The sequence below is a fragment of the Mariniphaga sp. genome, assembly GCF_041687215.1.
Lineage (GTDB): Bacteria > Bacteroidota > Bacteroidia > Bacteroidales > Prolixibacteraceae > Mariniphaga.
Window position 1 is genome coordinate 1 of the sequence record NZ_JAWLCI010000009.1, and the last position, 20,277, is coordinate 20,277.

The 20,277-nt window shown below is 42.6% G+C and carries 16 protein-coding genes; 10 read left to right on the plus strand and 6 right to left on the minus strand.

The annotated features are described in order from the left end of the window. Nucleotides 1-122: 122 nt before the first annotated feature. Nucleotides 123-302 (plus strand): hypothetical protein, encoded by a 180-nt coding sequence (locus ACESMA_RS05315; RefSeq protein ID WP_372947738.1) that lies wholly within the window; start codon nucleotides 123-125, stop codon nucleotides 300-302. Nucleotides 303-583: 281 nt separating this feature from the next. Here ACESMA_RS05315 and ACESMA_RS05320 read toward each other — a convergent pair whose 3' ends face one another. Next, the gene (locus ACESMA_RS05320; RefSeq protein WP_372947739.1) at nucleotides 584-2,965 is read right to left on the minus strand and encodes a prolyl oligopeptidase family serine peptidase; all 2,382 of its coding nucleotides are present in this window, start codon (nucleotides 2,963-2,965) and stop codon (nucleotides 584-586) included. A gap of 37 nt (nucleotides 2,966-3,002) precedes the next feature. Then, nucleotides 3,003-3,827 carry an aldo/keto reductase gene (locus ACESMA_RS05325; protein ID WP_372947740.1) on the minus strand — a complete coding sequence of 275 codons (825 nt, stop codon included), beginning with the start codon at nucleotides 3,825-3,827 and terminating at the stop codon, nucleotides 3,003-3,005. A 132-nt stretch (nucleotides 3,828-3,959) separates the two neighbouring features. On the opposite strand from ACESMA_RS05325, the gene ACESMA_RS05330 reads away from it, so the two are divergent. After that, nucleotides 3,960-5,210: an aspartate kinase gene (locus tag ACESMA_RS05330; protein ID WP_372947741.1), complete on the plus strand. Its 1,251-nt coding sequence runs from the start codon at nucleotides 3,960-3,962 to the stop codon at nucleotides 5,208-5,210. A gap of 70 nt (nucleotides 5,211-5,280) precedes the next feature. Then, nucleotides 5,281-6,576: an efflux RND transporter periplasmic adaptor subunit gene (locus ACESMA_RS05335; RefSeq protein WP_372947742.1), complete on the plus strand. Its 1,296-nt coding sequence runs from the start codon at nucleotides 5,281-5,283 to the stop codon at nucleotides 6,574-6,576. Here ACESMA_RS05335 and ACESMA_RS05340 read toward each other — a convergent pair whose 3' ends face one another. Then, entirely contained in the window at nucleotides 6,577-7,689 is a 1,113-nt protein-coding gene (locus ACESMA_RS05340) for a carboxypeptidase-like regulatory domain-containing protein (protein ID WP_372947743.1), read from the minus strand. A gap of 105 nt (nucleotides 7,690-7,794) precedes the next feature. Between ACESMA_RS05340 and ACESMA_RS05345 the strand changes: the two genes are divergently transcribed. Beyond that, nucleotides 7,795-8,457 carry a hypothetical protein gene (locus ACESMA_RS05345; RefSeq protein ID WP_372947744.1) on the plus strand — a complete coding sequence of 221 codons (663 nt, stop codon included), beginning with the start codon at nucleotides 7,795-7,797 and terminating at the stop codon, nucleotides 8,455-8,457. A 21-nt stretch (nucleotides 8,458-8,478) separates the two neighbouring features. Then, on the plus strand, nucleotides 8,479-9,081 hold the full coding sequence (locus ACESMA_RS05350; RefSeq protein ID WP_372947745.1) for a DUF1080 domain-containing protein: 603 nt from the start codon (nucleotides 8,479-8,481) through the stop codon (nucleotides 9,079-9,081). 105 nt (nucleotides 9,082-9,186) lie between these two features. On the opposite strand, the gene ACESMA_RS05355 is transcribed toward ACESMA_RS05350, so the two are convergent. The 3 genes from ACESMA_RS05355 to ACESMA_RS05365 are packed head-to-tail and all read right to left on the minus strand — an operon-like array spanning nucleotide 9,187 to nucleotide 10,697. Next, nucleotides 9,187-10,020: a patatin-like phospholipase family protein gene (locus tag ACESMA_RS05355; RefSeq protein ID WP_372947746.1), complete on the minus strand. Its 834-nt coding sequence runs from the start codon at nucleotides 10,018-10,020 to the stop codon at nucleotides 9,187-9,189. After that, nucleotides 10,017-10,445 (minus strand): type II toxin-antitoxin system VapC family toxin, encoded by a 429-nt coding sequence (locus ACESMA_RS05360; protein ID WP_372947747.1) that lies wholly within the window; start codon nucleotides 10,443-10,445, stop codon nucleotides 10,017-10,019. The genes ACESMA_RS05355 and ACESMA_RS05360 overlap by 4 nt, the downstream gene beginning before the upstream one ends. Nucleotides 10,446-10,448: 3 nt before the next feature. Continuing rightward, a complete protein-coding gene (locus ACESMA_RS05365; RefSeq protein WP_372947748.1) occupies nucleotides 10,449-10,697 on the minus strand; it encodes a DUF6364 family protein in 249 nt (82 codons plus the stop codon). A gap of 182 nt (nucleotides 10,698-10,879) precedes the next feature. On the opposite strand from ACESMA_RS05365, the gene mfd reads away from it, so the two are divergent. From mfd to ACESMA_RS05390, 5 genes are all read left to right on the plus strand, one after another. Continuing rightward, nucleotides 10,880-14,233 (plus strand): transcription-repair coupling factor, encoded by a 3,354-nt coding sequence (gene mfd, locus ACESMA_RS05370; protein WP_372947749.1) that lies wholly within the window; start codon nucleotides 10,880-10,882, stop codon nucleotides 14,231-14,233. A 208-nt stretch (nucleotides 14,234-14,441) separates the two neighbouring features. Next, nucleotides 14,442-15,476, plus strand: a complete 1,035-nt coding sequence (locus ACESMA_RS05375) for an efflux RND transporter periplasmic adaptor subunit (protein ID WP_372947750.1) — start codon at nucleotides 14,442-14,444, stop codon at nucleotides 15,474-15,476. After that, nucleotides 15,473-18,538 (plus strand): efflux RND transporter permease subunit, encoded by a 3,066-nt coding sequence (locus ACESMA_RS05380; RefSeq protein WP_372947751.1) that lies wholly within the window; start codon nucleotides 15,473-15,475, stop codon nucleotides 18,536-18,538. Before ACESMA_RS05375 ends, ACESMA_RS05380 begins: the two co-directional genes overlap by 4 nt. Then, nucleotides 18,522-19,877, plus strand: coding sequence for a TolC family protein (locus ACESMA_RS05385; protein WP_372947752.1), 1,356 nt, complete (start codon nucleotides 18,522-18,524; stop codon nucleotides 19,875-19,877). The genes ACESMA_RS05380 and ACESMA_RS05385 overlap by 17 nt, the downstream gene beginning before the upstream one ends. Before the next feature lie 5 nt (nucleotides 19,878-19,882). Next, a complete protein-coding gene (locus ACESMA_RS05390; protein WP_372947753.1) occupies nucleotides 19,883-20,209 on the plus strand; it encodes a cupin domain-containing protein in 327 nt (108 codons plus the stop codon). Nucleotides 20,210-20,277: the final 68 nt, after the last annotated feature.

The following is a 20,277-nucleotide window of genomic DNA, read 5'->3' on the forward strand; positions in this document are numbered from 1 at the left end:
AGAACAGTCGTAAAATCCAACAGGTGGAAAGGATTTTGGAATGAATTTTCTGAAAGGTATTATACAAAATTAACTGCGTAATATGAGAACTGCACCCGTTTTTAATTACAATTAAAGATATATTGACAAAAGATACTGTACGACAATCTATTGACAATTTTCCTGATTCGTTTACAATAGATGAGCTTATCGAACAATTATTATTTGTTGAAAAGGTTGAAGAAGGCATAATACAATCGAATGAAGGTAAAACTATTTCAAACGATGATGTAAAAAGTATGATTGAAAAATGGTCAAGCTAGTCTGGACTGAATTGTCAACTGAGGATTTAAATTATTAAAAGCAGTTAAACCGAAATTAACAACTATGCAAAACAGCGATACAAGACATTGTTAATTAGGCTGTTGTTCAACTTCTTCTTTCGCTTCAAGGTTTGTTATATCTTGATAGTGAAGTGTCTCCGTACTCCTCAACTATTTCATACCACCAAATTCAAATCAACTCGAAATTCAACTCTGTCAATATTTTGTTTGCTGAGGTGAAACCCATTTTTCAGTGTTAAAAAATACATATTGTTACCTGCTTATTCTTTCAAATTCTCCTCAAACAACTTATAAATCCGTTTGTATTCATCCACCCAACTTGTGGGTTCGGTAAACGCGTGCGGTTCCACCGGGTAAACGGCCAGTTCCCAGTTTTCCTTGCCCAGTTCAATGAGGCGTTGTGTGAGGCGCACAATGTCCTGAAACTGCACATTGTCGTCCACCATGCCGTGGCACATCAGCAGAGCGCCCTGCAGTCCTTCCGCAAAATAGATGGGCGAGCTGCGCACAAACGCAATGCTGTCTTCCACCGGTGTGTTCAGAATGTTGGAGGTGTAGCCGTGGTTGTAGTGCGCCCAGTCGGTAACCGAACGCAAAGCAGCTCCGGCAGCAAATACACCGGGTTCGGTAAACATCGCCATCAGTGTAATAAAGCCGCCGTAGGAACCACCATAAATTCCAATTCTATTTGGTGAAACGTCATATTTCTCAACCAGCATTTTTGCGCCGTCCACATGGTCTGAAAGGTCTTTGCCGCCCATGTGCCGGTAAATTCCTGTGCGCCAGTCGCGGCCATAGCCTGCACTGCCGCGGTAATCGATGTCGAGCACGGTGTAGCCATTATCCACCAAAAAATTGTGAAACTGGTATTCGCGGAAGTACTGACTCCACCATTTGTGGGCGTTTTGCAGGTACCCGGCGCCGTGCACAAAAATAACTGCCGGTCCTTTTGGTTGCGGATTTTCAGGGCGGTAAAGCCGCGCATGAACTTCAGCTCCGTCTTCCGCTTCGAAAGTGATAAACTCCGGAATGCGCCAGTCGTATTCATCAAATTCAGGCGTGGTAGAATGTGTAACCTGAATTGCAGCAGCACCCGGTTTATTTTCCTGCAGGTACAACTCCCAGGGTTTGTTGGCATACGAGTATCGGATGGCCAGGTACTTTTCATCGGGCGAAAGTTTAACATCACTGTTTCCTTCCAGGGATGTAATTTGCGTCAGTTCGCCGCCTTCAACCTGCATTTTGTATAAATGTTTTACGCCGGGATGCACTTTGTTGGCGGTAAAATAAAAGTGTTTTTTATCGTTGGAAAGAAACGCATCGAAGACCTCAAATTTCCCGGAAGTAAGTGCTTTTTTCTTTTGGGTTTCGATATTCACTGCATACAAATGGGAGTAACCCGATTCTTCGGAATGAAACCACACCGATTTGCCGTCAGAAAGCCAGTCGATTGTTCCGGTTGATGATCCCCATCCCCCGATTCCGGGACCGCCAATCCAGGCTTCGTCGCGCTGGCGGTCGAGCAGTTCCATGGTGCCGATTGCCGGGTCGAGCAGTAAAATCCAGCGGTCTTTATTGTCGTGCGCCAGGGCTACCACCACGGCCAAATCTTCGGTTTCGTTCCAAACCGGCCCCAGCAGGTTAAATTTCCGCTCTTTGATTTCCGAACTGTCTTGGGGCATTTTCTCCGGGTAATCCGAAAGGTAATCCGGCAAATCTTTGAGCCCGGGAATGGATGAAGTTTTAATGTTTATTTTTTGGTTGTTTTTGACATCGAAAATGCTCATTTCCACTTTTGTTTCAGCGCTGCCAACCTTGGCACGGGCACCTTTCTCTTCGGTGTAACCCGATTCAGTAACCCAATGTGTAACCGATGTATTGGTTAATTCCTGTGAATTTTTGCCGGTGGTATAAATTACAAAATTACCCGTTGGTGAAAGCGATGCACTTTGCAACCTGTTTTTTCCCAGAAATATTTTTTCGGGTAGCTCTGGTTTTTCCAGTTCGCGCCGGTTTTCCCTGGCTTTTTCTTTGGCTTTCTTTTCTTTTAAAACCTCGAAAAGTTCAATTTGCTGGTTTTCAAGCCATTTCTCCTGGCCTTTGCTTTCCTTTTCTGTTTTTTCTTCTTCATTTACAAAATGCGTTACCTGCCTGATAGTTCCGCTTTCCAGATTCAAAACAAACAGATTCTGATTTTTCATAAATGAAATGTGTGTATCGTCCAACGCAAATTGCACGGATGAAATTTGCTCCAGCCAGTTGGTGAGTTGTTTTTCTGTTTCTTTTTGCAGATCGAGTAAAAAAATATTTCCGTTTCGGACAACCACCTTTTTGGTTCGGTCTGAATTATATTTTCCACCTGAAGAAACTTTCACTTTTTCTTTCAACGGAACTTTTTGAATCTTTTTCGATTTCAGCGAATACCTGTACAACGAAGCCAGCGTGTCCTGTTTCGGGTTCCAGTTAAAAAAGATGGCGTTGTTTATTTCGCTCCAGAATATTTCCTCGGGTGAAGCGCCAATCCATTTTTCAGGCGCCTGCATAATTTGCTCAATGGTGAGCTGGCTTTGATTATTTTTTTGAATTTGGGAATTGCCTGCCATTACAAAGAACAGGAGCACAAAAAACAAAATGTTCTTCATTTAGTTGGTTTTGCGGTTGTTTTTAATCTTTTGGTTTTTAAAAGGGGATATGATCAGGATGGAAACCAATGCGATGATTTTTGTCCAGCCGGTCTATTTTAGCCATGTCTTCATCGGTAAGTTCAAAATCGAAAATATCTGAATTTGAAATGATTCGTTGCGGTTTCACTGATTTGGGAATGGTCACCACTCCTTTTTGTATATCCCAGCGCAACACAATTTGCACGGGAGTTTTTTGGTATTTGGCCGCCAGCGCCTGAAGCACCGGAATGTTCAACACTTTTCCCTTCATAATCGGGCTCCAGGCTTCGGGCTGAATTCCCTTTTCCTTGCAGTATTCCAGCAATTCCGGTTGAATGAGTTCAGGATGAAATTCCACCTGGTTTACTGCCGGAACTACTTTACATTCAGGTAAAAATTCCTTAAGGTGGTGTACCAGAAAATTACTTACACCAATGGCTCTGATTAACCCTTTTTCGTACAATTCTTCCATGGCTTTCCAGGTTTCCACCGAAAGTTTTCCTTTGGGCCAGTGAATGAGGTACAAATCGAGGAAGTCGGTCTGCAGCCGGTCCAGACTTTTTTCAAAAGCTTCCAGCGTGGTTTTGTATCCCTGGTCGCTGTTCCATACTTTCGAGGTAAGAAAAATATCTTCACGCGGAATTCCGCTGTTCTTGATACCAGTACCTACTCCTTTTTCATTGTCGTAAACAGCCGCTGTGTCAATGCTTCTGTAGCCGTGCTTTAATGCGGCCACCACGGCATTTTCAACTTCCTGTCCGTCTTCGGCCCTGAAAACACCCAGCCCAAGCCAGGGCATTTCCACACCATTGTTTAATTTTACTTTTGTTGAAATATCCATAGTCAATCCAAGTTATTATTAGAAAAACCTCTAAATTACTATTTTTTGACTGAACAACCAGAAATGAGAAAATTGAATTAATGGGTTTCGTAATAATTCTTTATTTTGCTAAAATTTTCAAAACGAATTAAAATGAAAGTATTCAAGTTTGGAGGGGCTTCTGTAAAAAATGCCGATGCAGTAAGGAATCTCGGGAAAATATTAAACAGGTATGACGAGAATTTAGTGGTGGTTATATCTGCCATGGGAAAAACCACCGATTTGCTGGAAACCCTTGTAAGGGCTTATTTTGAAAAAAATAATAGTAAATGGGAGATTTTTAGTGAATTCAAAAATTACCACACCGAAATTTGTAATCAGCTTTTTGGTGAGGGGAAAACACCGGCACTGGTTTTGGAGCAGTTTGACGATCTGGAAGAGAAACTTGAAAAAAAACCATCGCTCGATTATAATTTTGAATACGACCAGATCATTTGCTTTGGAGAACTGGTTTCCACATGCATTGTAAGTGAGTTTTTGAATGCCAGCGGAAAGGTTAACCAGTGGATTGATGCAAGAACAGTGATACGAACCGACGATTTATACCGCGATGCCAACATCGACTGGGAACTGACCGAAGAATTTTGTAAGGAAACCTTCACTTTTATTGACAATAACTTATACATTACGCAAGGATTTATTGGTTCAACTCCGGCCAATATAACGACTACACTCGGCAGGGAAGGCTCTGACTTTACGGCGGCCATAATTGGTAATGTTTTAAATGCCGAAAGTGTTTCATTCTGGAAAGATGTGCCCGGTGTTTTAAGTGCCGACCCTAAAAAGATGGCCGGTACTTCAAAAATAGATTCGCTCTCTTACCGCGAAGCAGTGGAAATGACCCATTCGGGGGCGAAAATTATTCACCCCAAAACCATGAAACCGTTGCATAATAAAGGTATTCCGTTGTATGTGAAATCTTTTTTGGCTCCTGATGATGCGGGAACAGTTATTCACGAAATTGATCACAAAATTCAGTTGCCGCCCATTTTTATCCTGCGCGAACACCAGGTACTTATCACACTTTCGCCTAAAGATTTTTCTTTCATCAGCATTGAAGACATTGACCGGGTGGTAAATTTTTTAATAGAAAACCGGGTGAAAGTGACCCTGATGCAACAATCGGCTATCGACCTGAACCTGGTTCTCGACGGTCAGGAGGCCGACTGGGACTGGCTGATGCAGGAATTGTCACCTTACTACACGTTACGCTACAATACCGGACTAACGCTGATTACCATCAGACACTACACCGAAGAGGTGCTCGACTGGATGGTAAAGGAAAAAGACATTTACCTGGAACAGCACAGCCGGCTTACAGCCCGAATGCTTGTAAAAGAGTAATGTTTTTATTTGCCTGCAACAGTGTAATTTTTCTGTAACTTGTTTTACCAATGAAACAAAATTGCGTAAAATGAAACAGAAAAAACTGTTGCCCATTGCCATCGTACTTCTGGTTTTAATTGTTGTTTTTCTTGTTGTTGGCAAAAAAGCCGGCTGGATTGGAGAGGAATTCGCCATTAGTATTGCTACTCAAAAAGTGGAAAGTAAGACCATTACAGAATTTATAACCGCCAACGGTAAAATTCAGCCCGAAACCGAAGTGAAAATCAGTCCCGATGTTTCCGGCGAAATAATTGAACTTTATGTTGCTGAAGGAGACCAGGTAAAGGCAGGCGATCCGTTGTGCGTTATTAAACCCGATATGTACATTTCGGCATTGAACCGGGCAGAAGCTTCATTAAATTCTTCAAAGGCCAGACTGGCACAAGCCGAAGCCCAGCAAATTGAACGCGAACTGGCATTTAAGCGGGCAAAACAACTGTTTGATACCAGCACCATCCCTGTTTCAGAATTTGAATCGGCCGAAGCAGCCTTTAAAGTTGCCCAGTCAGAAGTGCGCGCGGCTGAATTTTCAGTAAAAAGTGCCGAGGCTTCGGTAGAAGAAGCACGGGAACAGCTAATTAAAACCCGCATTTTTGCACCTATTCCGGGAACCATCTCTGCCTTGAATGTGGAAAAAGGCGAACGTGTGGTAGGTACCAGTATGATGATTGGTACCGAAATGATGGTTGTAGCCGACCTCGACCGAATGGAAGTTCAGGCTGAAGTGAATGAAAATGATATTGTAAAAGTAACTTTGAATGATACTGCACTCGTTGAAGTTGATGCTTACCTCAACCGGAAGTTTAAAGGAGTAGTGACTGAAATTGCCAACTCTGCAAAGGTTTCCGGCACAACTGCCGATCAGGTGACAAATTTCGATGTGAAGGTTTTGCTTTTACACGAATCGTATGCCGATTTAATCGATTCAACTTCGCGGAAATTATATCCGTTTCGTCCCGGAATGTCGGCCACGGTGGATATTTTAACCAACACCCGCGAAAATGTGATTTCGGTGCCCATTGCCGCCGTTACCACCCGCGTATTGGATGAAAAAACAGAGGAAGAACTAACTGCCGGAATCGAATCCGGACTATCTAAAACCGACGAACGAACCGAAGTGGTTTTTCTTCACAAAGATGGCCGTGCATGGCAGCTTCCGGTAAAAACCGGCATTCAGGATAACGTGAGCATTGAAATTACCGAAGGCCTTGGTGAGGGTGATGAAGTTATTGTTGCGCCTTACAATGCCATCAGCAAAACGTTAAAGGACAGTATTGCTGTTAAGGTAGTTACAGAAGATGAACTTTTTAAAGCCGAAAAATAATCATTCGGCGAAATAATCTCTCGAAGTAATTTCTTTTACGCTGGCAGTTTGCACCTGCTCAACGATTAAACGTGAACTTTCTTCTATTTTTTGTCCGTTGAACCTGTAATTTTTGTTCAAAGAGATTTCCTGCGGAACAAGATTAGCAAAGGTTATTTCAAAATCGTACACCACATTTTCATAGAAATTGGTATTGGAATTACCCACTGCCAATGATTTTCCCTGACGGTTGTGCTTTTCGGAAACACCTGAACCTTCAATCTTTTTAACCGAATAATCTTCTTTGGAAATGGTAATCTTCCCTTCAAAAGAAGTGGCATGGAAGTCTTGTGATCCGGCAAGTGTAGGTTCTTCCTGATTAAAAGAAATAACCCAAACCGGACTGCCATCCAATTCGGTCTCGTCTTGGAGTGCCAACTCAAACTGGTTTATAATGGCCGGATTCAAAACCGAAGTTGCAGACCGCACCCAATCGAGTTCGAGCAACTCATCGAAATTGGTTGTTCCGGTGGCAAAACTGTAATCCGGATTTTGTTTGGTTATTTCGTACTTGCGCATTTTAAATGCATCCGTTTTTGAGGGCTGCCGGTAACCATTCCGATCGTAAATCATCACTCTGGCTTTTTCGGAAACGTTTGTGGTGTCATCAATAGTTTTTTCATTTTCAAACGTACAGGCCAAATTAAACGGTCCACCCAAAAAGTTGTAGGGTGTATTTTCAGATGCCATTCTTAAAATCCGTAAAAGTACGCGGGATTGTGCAGCAACATCTATGTTTTCAATATCATACGACTGAGGTTCCAGTTTTATAATGTTAAATTCTTTTTCGAAAAGAGAACTGACCGGGAAGGTATCGTTCATAAAGCTCAGAGATGAAAAATAGATTTTTTTGGATACCATCTCCTCAGGAATTTTAAGTTCGAAATTTCCGTCAGCATCACTGGCCGTTCCGTAAAAAGTGCCTTCAATTCCAATGTTTGTATAGGCAACTGCTTCGTTGGTAATTAGATTAATCACCTTTCCTTTAATGTTTTGGGCAACCCGTGTGTCAGTTTGTGCCCATACAGAATAAGAGAAAACCAGCGAAAGCAATATGAGAAAGTATCTGTTCATTGTTTTAAATTTTGCACTAAAAGTAATAAAATGATATTACCCGCTTCAATAATAACGTTACAATACCGTTTTATTATTTGTTATATTTGCTCAAAATCAAAAAATATGAATCCAAAACAATTGATAATTTTTTTTGCTACGTTTTCTATATTTTTCAGTTCCTGTGTTTCGAAAAAGAAATTTACCGAAATGGAAAATGGCCGTTTGCAGGCTGAAGAGCAGGTTCGGGAGCTTACATCTGAAAATAATGCACGTGCAGATCGCATAAAAGCCATGATTGCTGATTTTGAAACCATGAAAAATGAACTGATGGAAAGTAACGCGGAAAAAGATCAGTACATCGATAACCTGAATAAAGAAATTGCGGGTTTAAATGATCAACTCCAGGAACAACAAGAATCACTTCAGGAAAGAAATTTTACCTATGGTTTTGAACGCGAACGGCTTTCTGAAACCTTACAGGAAAGGGAAAACACCATACGCTCGCTGGAACGGCAAATTGCCGGATTGGAAAAAGAAATGTCCAGTCAGAGCAATACGCTTAGCGACCGGAATGTTCGTATTAATGCACTTACCGACCAAATAGCTTCGCTGGAACGGGAAAAAGAGAGAGGAGAGAAGGAACGGGCCGGCCTGGAACAACAACTTGTAAATTTGAGAGAAGAAATAAATACCCTTAAAAGTCAATTAAATGAAAAAGATGAAACCATTACCCGTTTGCAGAATAATGTGAATTTGCTGAAAAAGGAACTTGGAGGAGGAAACTAATAATATTAAAATATATTGAATATGAATAAGTTAGGATTATTATTGCTGGCTGTTTTTTTAAACGCTACTGTTTTTGCCGGCAACGGCGAATGGAAATCGTTGTTTAACGGGAAGAACCTCGATGGCTGGAAAATTCACGGTACCGAAAAATGGTATGTGGAAGATGGACTGTTGATATGCGAAAGCGGACCGGATGCTGAATACGGATACCTTTCCACCGAAAAATTTTACGATGATTTTGAACTGGAAGTGGAATTTTTACAGGAAGCCGACGGCAACAGCGGTGTGTTTTTCCGTTCTACTTTTGAAGGCACCAAAGTGAGCGGCTGGCAGGTGGAAGTGGCGCCGCCAAACCACGATACCGGCGGAATTTACGAATCGTACGGACGCGGCTGGCTGGTTCAAATCCCCGATGAAAAGGAAGATATCCTGAAAATGGGTGAATGGAACAAATTAAAAATCCGCGCTGAGGGCGGACATGTTACTACCTGGCTTAACGGTCAGCAAATGGTTGACATTAACGACGAAAAAATTGCTGAAGGAAAAGGTTCTATTGCTCTGCAGATTCATTCCGGTGGAGGGATTAAAGTGAAATGGCGGAATCTTAACGTCAGGGAACTGTAGGTTTTAAATCGGTAATGTTTTGCCCGGAATTGCAGACTACAATTCTGCCAAATCATTTCCAGGTATTCTCATTAAAGTTGATAGCTGATACCTCAGCCTATGGTATCAGCTATCTTCCTTTTTATTTTTTTTCAGTTCCCTTACTTTTTCCAAATCTATGTCTTCAAAAAGTTTCATAATTTGTTTCACCGTGGTATCGTAACCCACCTGGTAAATTTCTTCAACTTTATTGAAGGCAAAGGTGCTGTAATTTCGTGCCTCAGGCGGTTCAATTACAAAATCGCAAATGCGTTTGCTGTCCTCCACATTTTGCGCAATGCCCAGCCTGAAAGCGCGTTCGGCAATGGCTTTCAATCCCTTTACCTCTTCCTCTGGCCCGTTGTGGTTTACATGAACGCCAATTAAAACCTGGCATTTTTCGCGGATGGCTTCGGCAGGCAGGTTGTTTAGCAAACCGCCGTCAACATAAGTTTGTCCGTCAATAATCTGCGGTTCAAAAACCACGGGAATGGAGGCAGACGCCATCACCCACTGAAACAATTTTCCTTCCGATTTAATCTCTTCCAGGCCGCTGTTCAGGTTGGTAACGGCACAGTAAAACGGCATTTTAAGCGAGGAAAAGTCATCATCCCCAATCATTTCGGCCATTACTTTTTTCACTTGTCCAATATCAATTAATCCGCTGAACGGCCTGTGCCAGTTAATCATTTTATGGAATTTACGCTCCACCAGAATTTTTAACATTTCTTTGGGGGAATAGCCGGCGGCATAAAATACGCCAACAATAGCGCCCATGCTGGTACCGGAAACCACTTGCGGTTTAATTCCAAATTCTTCCAGTGCCTGGAAAACGCCAATGTGTGCAATTCCGCGTGCCCCACCACCGCTCAGGGCAATTCCGAATTTGGGGAGGTCTTTTTTAGATGAGGTTGAGTTCATTTCTGTTCTGCAATCTTTATTTTTAAGTAATTCTCCGGAGTCATTACTCCTAACCTGCTGTTTTTAAAATCCTTGATATTCCGGGTAATAATAACATCAATATCCCCACTTATTTCAGCAGAGTAGTTTTGCAAAGCGTCTTCAAAATCTTTGAAACTTGAACTGAGAGCTGTTTTTATTATTTCTTTGTCAGTGATCAGGACTTCTACTATGGAAATCAATTGATTAAGTTTTTCGATAACTTTTTGATGCCGGGCAGTTTGTCTCAGCAAATAATAAACATTGCTTATAATTACAGAAGTTACATATCCTGCAATGTCTCCTGATTCACAAAGAGCCAAAATTCTGGCAGCTTCATCTGAAAAAGGTTTTCTGTCAAAAAAGAAATCCAGAATAACATCGGTATCAACAAGAACTCTTTTCATTATTTAAAGGTATTTCTTTGCAAGATTTTTTGAAATTTCACTTTTATAATCGAAGTTTTTGGGAGCTTTAAAAGACCCTTTTAATGATTTTACCAATGGTGTTAATTCAATATCCTTTTTTTCTTCTTCTTTCGTAATCACTTTCAGGTAGTTCTCAATAATATCAGACAGACTTCTTCCTTTTTCTGAGGCATATTTTTTGGCTTTCTCAATAACTGACTGCTCAATAGTCAGTGTCAGTTTTGTATTCATTTAACACTCCTCCAATTAGTGAATTTTATAGTGTAAATTTAATACAAATTCAATACACGTGCAAATAGTGTTTTATCTACACGTGGTCACATTTTGTTTTTTTTCTTCAACCCAAACAAAATGAGCACATCAGTCACCTTTTCATCCATTCTTCTTATTTTTGCCAAAATTTTCCGAGAAATTTGGAACCTGTAACGTTTCTCAAATACTTTAAGGGGCAGAAACATTTTGCCGAACTGGCAAAAAAACTCGCTGCCCCCCCGGGTGAAAAAATCCACCTGCACGGAATTATTGGCTCTGCCAAAACCATTTTAACAGCCAATCTGTATCAGGCACTCAACCAAAACATGTTACTGTTGCTCAACGACCGAGAAGAAGCCGCCTATTTTTTCAACGACCTGAATAACCTGGGACTTGGGGAAATCACTCTGTTTTTTCCGTCATCGTACAAACGCTCCATTCAATACGGTCAGCCTGAGCAGGAAAACATTGTCCAGAGGACCGAAACGCTAAACAAGTTGCGCGACAACGAAACCACTAACATAGTGGTCACTTACCCCGAAGCGCTGATTGAAACCGTGATTTCGCAAACTAACCTGGAGTTAAACACCTTACAGGTAGCCACCGGCGATAAAATTTCCATCGAGTTTATTAACGAATTTTTGTATGAATACGGTTTCGAGCGGGTGGATTTTGTCTATGAACCCGGCCAGTTTGCGGTGAGAGGAAGTATTGTGGATGTTTTTTCCTACTCTAACGAAGATCCTTACCGACTCGACTTTTTTGGCGACGAGGTGGAATCCATCCGCAGTTTCAATATAGACAATCAGATTTCAAAGGAAACGTTCCAAAAGATAACCATAATCCCCAACATTCAAAACGAAAAACTGGAAGGCAGCCGGGTTTCGCTTTTTGAGTTTCTTCCTGAAAATACACTTTATTTTGGCGACAACCTGAATCAGTGTTTTCACCAGGTAAACGATGTGCACCGGCAGACCATTCTGGCCAAAGCCGAAGAGGAAAATTTGCCGGAGAGAATTGTTACAGGCGATACATTAAAAAAACAACTGCAACCCAAAACCGTTTGCGACTGGGGCACCGACCTTTGTTTCGAACCGGATTCGATTTTTAAATTCTCTTACGCCCGTCAGCCGGTTTTCAATAAAAATTTCAATTTACTGGGCGAAAATCTGGAAGAACACCAAAACGATGGATACGAGGTTTTTGTTCTTTCGAACCAGGAAAAGCAAATAGAACGGTTGCAGGCTATTTTTCGCGACATTAAAGCAACCGTGCATTTCAAACCGGTATATTTTACGCTACACGAAGGTTTTGTGGATCACGACCTGAAAATTTGCTGCTACACCGACCACCAGATTTTTGAACGCTACCACCGGTTTAAACTGAAAACCCGGAAAGCCCAGCGCGAAGCCATTTCCATGAAGGAGCTGAGTATGCTGCACCCCGGCGATTACGTAGTACACATCGATCACGGTATTGGGAAATTTGCCGGGCTGGTTCGCACCGAAACCAACGGCAAAATGCAGGAAGCTATTCGTTTGGTTTACAAAAACAACGATTCGCTGCTGGTGAACATTCACTCGCTTCACCGCATTTCAAAATACAAAGGGAAGGATGGATCCGAACCCACACTGAACAAACTGGGCACCGGCGCCTGGCAAAAAATGAAAAACCGCACCAAGGATAAGGTGAAAGACATTGCCAAAGAGTTGATTTCCCTGTATGCCGAACGTCTGGCCGAAAAAGGATTCGCCTTTTCGCCCGACTCGTACCTGCAAACCGAGTTGGAGGCTTCATTCATTTACGAAGACACGCCCGACCAGGAAAAAGCCACCACTGCCGTGAAGGAAGATATGGAAAAACTAATACCCATGGACAGGCTGGTCTGCGGCGATGTGGGTTTCGGTAAAACCGAAGTGGCCATCCGGGCAGCGTTTAAAGCCGTAACCGACAGCAAGCAGGTGGCGGTGCTGGTACCAACTACCATTCTGGCATTGCAGCACTACAAAACATTTTCGGAACGGCTTTCCGATTTTCCGGTGCGTGTGGAATATATTAGCCGGTTTAAATCTGCTGCCGAAATAAAACAAACCCTTGCCGACGTGGCTTCCGGGAAAGTGGACATCCTAATCGGTACACACAGGCTGGTGAGCAAAGATGTAAAATTCAAAGACCTGGGACTGCTTATTATCGACGAGGAGCAGAAATTTGGGGTTTCGGTAAAAGAAAAATTGAAACGGTTGAAAGTAAATGTGGATACATTAACACTGACTGCCACGCCCATTCCGCGAACTTTGCAGTTTTCGCTGATGGGCGCCCGCGATTTGTCCATCATTCAAACGCCGCCGCCCAACCGTTATCCCATTATTACCGAGGTGCACGGATTTAACGAGCAGCTCATCCGTGAGGCCATTTTATATGAAGTGGCACGCAACGGACAGGTGTTTTTTATTCATAACCGGGTACAAAACATTATTGAGGTAGAAAACACCATCAAACGGATTGTGCCGGGCGTTTCAACCGCTGTTGGTCACGGCCAGATGGAAGGTCACCAACTGGAAAAAGTGATGCTGGGTTTTATTAACGGCGATTACGATGTGCTGGTGGCAACCACCATCATCGAGTCGGGACTTGACATTCCCAATGCCAACACAATGATTATCAACCATGCCGAAAACTACGGACTGAGTGACCTGCACCAGTTGCGGGGTAGGGTGGGGCGTTCCAATAAAAAAGCATTCTGCTACCTGATTACACCGCCGCTGTCAACCCTTAGTTCCGAAGCCAGACGAAGACTCAAAGCTATTGAGGAATTTTCCGATTTGGGCAGTGGTTTCAACATTGCCATGCAAGACCTCGATATCCGCGGGGCCGGAAATCTGCTGGGCGCCGAACAAAGCGGCTTTATTGCCGACATCGGGTTTGAAACCTACCACCGCATACTCAACGAAGCGGTTCAGGAACTACGGCAGGAAGAGTTCAAGGGCGTTTTCAAAGAGCATGATCAGAAACAAGCACAAGCTTTTATTAATATTAAATTTACGCAGGATTGCCAAATCGATACCGACATGGAACTGCTGTTCCCGCAAAATTACATTCCCGGAAGCTCTGAACGGATGCTGCTTTACCGTGAACTGGATAACATTGAAAACGGAAAACAACTGGAACAATTCCGCGGCGGACTGGAAGACCGGTTTGGTGAACTTCCCCCGGAAACCCGCGAACTGCTCGAAGTGGTGAAACTCCGCTGGAAAGCCATTGAACTGGGCATGGAAAAAATAATTCTGAAAGAAGGCAAAATGATTTGCTATTTTATTTCCGACCAGCAGTCGCCGTTTTACCAGTCTGCGCTGTTTCTGAAAATCGTACAATACATTCAGCAAGGCAAAACCAAAGGACAGATGCGTGAGCGAAATCATAAACTCACACTCACTTTCTCCAATGTACCGAATGTGGAAACTGCAGGGTATATTTTGGAGGAGATGATTGGAGAGGTTGCTGTAAAAACGGAATAATTACAAAAACATTTTTTTAAATTTGGCGTTTCGCTGATTTAACCTTTTAATACTTTATCAGTCTAACCAGCTTAGAAAAGAAAAAACCATATTAAAATTTATTTAACAATTTAAGGACGTGGCAAGTAAAAATATTTTCAGAGTTTCCATAACAGTTATCCTGACATTGGTGTTGGCAGGAATTATATTTTACCCGAAATTAAAACCGATGTTCAGTTCAGAAAAGGGGAGCGGTACACAACCTGGAATGCGTGGAATGGGCGGAGGACAGCAACCGTTGTTTGCAAGCGGTTATGTTTTGGTTCCCACCAAAATGAACGAAATGATTTACAGTACCGGCTCATTACTTCCCGATGAGGAAGTTGACCTGGCTTTTGAAACCTCAGGTAAAGTGGTAGGCCTTTATTTTGATGAAGGCCGAAGAGTGAAGAAGGGCGAATTACTATCCAAAATAAATGACAGACCCTTGCAGGCACAATTGTTAAAATTACAGGCACAACAGAAACTTGTCCAGGAACGTGAATTCAGGCAACGACAATTGTTGGACCGGGATGCCATCAGCCGCGAAAGTTACGACCAGGTGGCAACTGAACTACAATCGATTGAAGCAGACATTATGCTCATAGAAGCCCGAATTGCCGAAACCGAACTACGTGCTCCTTTCGACGGAATAGTAGGCTTGCGAATGATTTCTGAAGGCGCTTTTGCCACTACACAAACTAAAATTGTAAGACTGGTGAAAACACGACCGCTGAAAATCGAGTTTTCCATCCCTGAAAGATATGCAGGCGAGGTAACACCGGGGTTTTCCATTTCATTTGACATTGATGGAATTCCAAAATCATTTGAAGCTCAGGTTTATGCCATCGACCCCAAAGTGGATATGAATACGCGTACCATTGTAGCTCGGGCGCTTTATCCGAATACGAACGAAGAATTGAAACCGGGCCGGTTTGCCAGTGTAAGGGCAAGGCTTTCGGAAATTGAAAACGCCGTTTCCATTCCCACCGAAGCTTTAATTCCTGAAATGGAAGGAGAAAAAGTTTTTATTTTTAGCAATGGAAAAGCCCGCGAAAGAAAAGTTACGACAGGATTGCGAACAGAGTCACATATTCAAATCAGAACAGGATTGAATTTTGGGGATACGTTGCTCACTTCTGCAACTCTTCAGCTAAGAGACGATCTTCCTGTTCAGCTTGATACTTTAGTTACAAACCAACATTTAGTAAACGAAATTCAATGAGTCTTTCATCCGTCAGCATAGAACGTCCGGTACTGGCCACGGTATTTTCCCTGGTCATTTTGCTTTTTGGCGCCATTGGAATGACTTTCCTGGGAGTGAGAGAATTTCCCAGCGTCGATCCGCCCATTATTTCTGTAAGTACCTCTTATCCGGGTGCAAACTCCGATGTTATTGAATCTCAGATTACCGAACCGCTTGAACAATCAATTAATGGGATTCCGGGAATTCGAACCCTGACCAGCAGCAGCAGCCAGGGAAGCAGCCGGATAAGTGTGGAATTTGAGTTGTCGGTTGACCTTGAAACCGCCGCCAACGATGTACGTGACAAAGTTTCTCAGGCTCAGCGGTATCTGCCACGAGACTGCGATCCGCCAACTGTTTCAAAAGCTGATGCAGATTCCGAGCCTATCATGATGATTGCTATAAAAAGTCCGAAACGCTCGTTGCTCGGGCTTTCGGAAATTGCAGAGCTCACTTTCAAGGAACAATTGCAAACTGTTTCAGGAGTGAGTTCAGTAGGCATTTGGGGCGAAAAACGGTATGCCATGCGTATTTGGCTCGATCCGGCCAAACTTGCAGGTTACCAAATGACTCCGCTTGATGTGCGAAATGCTATTATGCGCGAAAATGTGGAACTTCCGGCAGGAAGTATTGAAGGAAATACAACAGAACTGACTATTCGCACACTCGGGTTAATGACCACACCGCAGGAATTTAATAACCTGATTCTTAAACAGTCGGGCGACCAGCTTGTCCGCGTTCGGGACATTGGACGTGCCGAACTGAGTCCGGAAGATTTACGGGGAATTATGAAGATGAACGACATTCCAATGATTGCCACCATAATTATTCCACAACCCGGTGCAAACCATATTGATATTGTGGATGATGTTTACCAGCGGCTGGAATTCATTAAAAGAGACCTCCCAGACGATGTAGAAATTGAAATCGGATTTGATAACACCAAATATATTCGTTCATCCATCAGCGAAGTTCAAACCACCATTTATCTCGCATTTTTTCTTGTGGTGGTAATTATCTTTTTCTTTTTGCGCGACTGGCGCACTACCATAATCCCCATTTTGGTTATTCCCGTCTCGCTTATCGGTTCATTTTTCATCATGTACCTTGCCGGATTTACCATTAATGTGCTTACCCTGCTTGCTATTGTTCTTTCCATTGGGCTTGTGGTTGACGATGCCATTGTAATGATGGAAAATATTTATGTGAAAATTGAACAGGGAATGACCCCGCTTGAAGCGGGAATAAAAGGCTCGAACGAAATATTTTTCGCCATCATTGCCACAACAATTACACTGGTTGCCGTATTCTTTCCTATTGTTTTTCTTGAAGGAATGACCGGAAGACTTTTCCGCGAATTCAGTATAGTAATTGCAGGAGCAGTTATGATTTCATCGTTTGTTGCTCTTACTTTTACGCCAATGCTTTCTACCAAACTGCTGAAATCGAGGCAAAAGCACAATCGGTTTTACAACTGGTCTGAAAAATATTTTGTAAGGCTTAATAATGCATACAAAAACTCTCTGGAAGGATTTTTGAAAAGAAAATACCTTTCAATTCTTATTTTATTAGGTTCTTTCGTACTGATTTACAGTTTATGGCGAATTATTCCTGCTGAAATGGCCCCGCTTGAAGACCGTTCGCAAATGAGTGCGCGGGTTACCTCGCCTGAAGGAGCAACTTACGAATTCAACTACGACTATGTTGAAGATATTGCAAAATTGGTTGAGGATGTTATTCCAGAGAGAGAAAATATTACCACACTGGTGCGAGGAAGTTGGGCATTTGTGCGGGTGGTGCTTACCCACCCCGATAACAGGGATCGTTCACAGCAGGAGATTGCCAACGAACTGACCACCGAACTCAGGAAAAAAACAAAAGCCAGAGCTACCGTGGTTCAACAGTCAACCTTTGGCGGAAGGCGCGCCAGGCCGCCAATTCAATATGTTATTCAGGCTCCTACAATTGACAAATTAAGAGAGGTATTGCCTGAATTTATGGCCGAAGTGAACAACAATCCCATATATGTAATGCCCGACGTCAACCTGAAATTCACCAAACCAGAATTGCAGATTGAAATTAACCGCGACAAAGCTAACCTGTTGGGTGTTTCCACGCAAAATATTGGGCAAACACTACAACTGGCGCTCAGCGGACAACGTTTCGGTTATTTTATTATGAACGGAAAGCAGTACCAGATTTTGGGCGAATTACACCGGCAAGACAGGAACAAACCTCTCGATTTGAAATCGCTTTACGTTAGAAACGACAAAGGTGAAATGGTTCAGCTCGATAATTTTGTTACCCTTAAAGAATCGACAGCTCCGCCGGAACTTTACAGATACAACCGCTTTGTTTCGGCAACCATTTCGGCCAACCTTGCACCCGGCACAACCATTAGCCAGGGAATTGAGGAAATGGACAGAATTCGGGACAAAGTGCTTGACGATTCGTTCAGGACTGCACTCGACGGTGATTCCAAAGATTTTATGGAAAGTTCTTCGAGCCTGATGTTTGCTTTTGTTTTGGCCATTGTGCTTATTTTTCTGGTGCTTTCTGCCCAGTTCGAAAGCTTTAAAGACCCCATCATTGTAATGATGACTGTTCCGCTTGCGTTAACCGGCGCCCTGCTGTTTATGTGGTATTTCGATATTACCATGAATATTTTCAGCCAGATTGGAATTATCATGCTCATCGGGCTGGTTTCCAAAAACGGAATTTTAATTGTTGAATTTGCCAACCAACGTAAACTTGCCGGAATGACAAAATTTCAAGCGATTAAATTTGCTTCGGCAGCTCGTTTCCGGCCAATTCTTATGACCAGTTTGTCAACCATACTTGGAATTATGCCCCTGGCATTGGGGTTTGGTGAAGGCGCCCAAAGCCGTGTTGCCATGGGTACTGCCGTAGTTGGAGGTTTGCTGATTGCAACTTTCCTGACATTGTACGTTGTACCTGGAATTTATCTCTTTATTTCAAGCGAATCAAAAAATATAAGTGAAAATGCGAATACTCCTGATAAAAATGAACAACCTGCATAAACTAAAAATTTTAATTCCGGTTATTCTCCTTTTGATTTCTCCTGGTATTATTTATTCTCAGGAAGTTTATGACCTCAGCCGTTGTGTGGTGACCGGCCTGGAACAAAATTTTTCAGTAAAAGTGGCCCGCAACCAGGAAGAAATTGCAGGTAACAATTACACCCGCGGCAATGCAGGATTTTTACCATCGGTTACCACAACAAACCGTTTTGGAGGAAATTTAACTTCTACCACCCAAAACATGAACGACGGTACGCAAAAGGTTTCAACCGGTGTTTATAATACCACTGGTACAGCGGCATTAAATCTGGACATGCCTTTGTTTCGCGGATTTAATATTCAGACCTCTTATCAGAAACTCAATGAACTGAAACAAATGGGGGAATTGAATACCCAAATGTCGATGGAAAATCTCGTGGCACAAATTGTAGCCGAATATTATTATCATATTCAGCAGCTTAATTACTTCAACAATATGGAGTACGCTGTTTCACTTTCAAGAGAGCGGGTGCGGATTGATGAAGAACGATATCTTTTAGGCGCCTCTTCCAAACTTGAACTGTTGCAGTCCATTGTTTATCTGAATGCTGACAGTTCGCGGCTTGCCCGTCAAAACGAAGCCATACTTGAATCGGCTGTGCGACTTAAAAAACTAATGGCACTGGAAAACCTGGAGACTGATATTGTTCTGCTCGATACATCTATCGTTTTTAATTCCGATTTGCTTTATGAAGAGTTACTGGAATTGACCCTCGATTTTAACACCAGTTTGCAGATAGCTCAAAAAAATCAGGTCATCTCTGAATTGGATCATAAAATTATTTCTTCACGCTCATATCCCTATTTAAACCTTTCGTCTGGGTATAATTACGCTTACCGCGGTTACGGCACCGGAACCATTAGCGATTACGGGGAACTGGCACTTTCCAACCAGCAAACCCGAACATTCAATTACGGACTTACCCTTGGCATGGATATTTTTAACGGGTTTAACCGCCGGCGCGAAAAAACAAACGCTTTAATTGAAGTTGAAAACCGGATGTACCGCTATCAGGAAATTGAGCAGGATATTAAAGCTGAATTGCTGACGGTTTATTATGCATATGAAAACAACCTGCGCCTGGTGCAAATGGAAGAGCAAAACCTGGATGTGGCCCGCGAAAACCTGGAAATTGCACTGGAACGTTACCGGTTGGGCGCTTTGTCGGGACTGGAACTGCGCGAGGTGCAAAAAAGCCTGCTCGATGCCGAGGAACGGCTTATCTCGGTAAAGTTTCAGACTAAACTGGCAGAAATTTCATTACTGCAGATTGCTGGCAGGGTAATGGATTACGTTTAACTTTTATGTTTACAAAAAGAAATACATACGATTCCCGCCAGCTCATGAAAGGTGTTGAAATGCGCCCGCTGGCTTTTGGTGAAAAGACAAATCTCTGCGAATTTAAACTTGCAAAAGGTCACAGGCTACCTTCTCACAGTCATCCCTATGAACAAACAGGAACACTTGTTTCAGGAAAACTGAATTTCAGAATAGGGAATAAATGGCAAATGGCCCATCCCGGTGACGCCTGGAGCATTCCGGAAAACGTTGAACATGAAGTGGAAATTCTTGAAGATTCCATTGTGCTGGAAACATTTTCGCCAGTTCGGCCAGATTATCTGCCGGAATAAAAAAAGCTTTAAAAGAAAATCGCGCATTTACTTGAAAGAAATAGTAACTTTGCCGCGCATTTACGAAA